The following is a 1,145-nucleotide window of genomic DNA, read 5'->3' on the forward strand; positions in this document are numbered from 1 at the left end:
CGGCCTGCGCGCCTCTTCGCGAGCGCACAAAGAAAAAGCCCCCGGCGTGTGCCGAGGGCTTTTAGAGTTGGCGGAGCGGACGGGACTCGAACCCGCGACCTCCGGCGTGACAGGCCAGCATTCTAACCAGCTGAACTACCGCTCCGCGCTGAAACTTTGCAGGTGCCCAGTATATCCGAAGACTCCCTGGAAACCCAGCCCGATGAACACTTTTTTCAAAGTTTTTTCACAGGGACTTAAGAATTCTGCAATGGCGGAGCGGACGGGACTCGAACCCGCGACCTCCGGCGTGACAGGCCAGCATTCTAACCAGCTGAACTACCGCTCCGTTCTTGCAAAAACCTTTTCGCCTTCTTCCCGAACCTTCCGGGGAGAAGACAAGGCCCCCGGCTTCAGACCGGGGGCCTCGATGTAATGGCGGAGCGGACGGGACTCGAACCCGCGACCTCCGGCGTGACAGGCCAGCATTCTAACCAGCTGAACTACCGCTCCGTTCTTGCAAAAACCTTTTCGCCTTCTTCCCGAACCTTCCGGGGAGAAGACAAGGCCCCCGGCTTCAGACCGGGGGCCTCGATGTAATGGCGGAGCGGACGGGACTCGAACCCGCGACCTCCGGCGTGACAGGCCAGCATTCTAACCAGCTGAACTACCGCTCCGCGTTGTTACCGTTTTTGTTTTCCGCCGGCCTGGACCGGGAAGAAAACAAAGCCTCCAGCTTTTGGCCGGAGGCCTCGTTGAATGGCGGAGCGGACGGGACTCGAACCCGCGACCTCCGGCGTGACAGGCCAGCATTCTAACCAGCTGAACTACCGCTCCACACTCAAACTTTTACCGCGGTGCTGTGGTGGGTGCTGAGGGTTTCGAACCCCCGACCCTCTCCGTGTAAAGGAGACGCTCTACCGCTGAGCTAAGCACCCCAGCGAGCCGCTTAGTTTACAGCATCCTTCAGGGCCTTGCCAGCCTTGAACGACGGATTCTTCGAAGCAGCGATCTTGATGGTGTCGCCGGTCTTCGGGTTGCGGCCGGTGCGGGCAGCACGGTCGCGGACCTGGAAGGTACCGAAGCCAACCAGGGTGACCGCATCGCCGTCCTTCAGCGCCTTGGTGACGGCAGCAACGACGGCATCGACAGCGCGGCTGGACTCG

General features: G+C 61.0%; 1 protein-coding gene and 6 tRNA genes. All 7 read right to left on the reverse strand.

Features of this window, described 5'->3' with window-relative positions; genetic code table 11:
- Positions 1-68: 68 nt before the first annotated feature.
- A tRNA-Asp gene (locus SSKA14_RS22915) sits at positions 69-145 on the reverse strand.
- Between the two features lie 106 nt (positions 146-251).
- Positions 252-328, reverse strand: a tRNA-Asp gene (locus SSKA14_RS22920).
- 87 nt (positions 329-415) lie between these two features.
- Positions 416-492, reverse strand: a tRNA-Asp gene (locus SSKA14_RS22925).
- Positions 493-579: 87 nt separating this feature from the next.
- Positions 580-656: transfer RNA gene (locus SSKA14_RS22930), tRNA-Asp, on the reverse strand.
- An 83-nt stretch (positions 657-739) separates the two neighbouring features.
- Positions 740-816 (reverse strand) — tRNA-Asp (locus SSKA14_RS22935).
- Between the two features lie 26 nt (positions 817-842).
- Positions 843-917, reverse strand: a tRNA-Val gene (locus SSKA14_RS22940).
- A gap of 11 nt (positions 918-928) precedes the next feature.
- Positions 929-1,145: HU family DNA-binding protein (locus tag SSKA14_RS22945; RefSeq protein WP_008268861.1), on the reverse strand; the 217-nt coding region annotated here is incomplete at its 5' end.

Source organism: Stenotrophomonas sp. SKA14 (assembly GCF_000158575.1).
Lineage (GTDB): Bacteria > Pseudomonadota > Gammaproteobacteria > Xanthomonadales > Xanthomonadaceae > Stenotrophomonas > Stenotrophomonas forensis.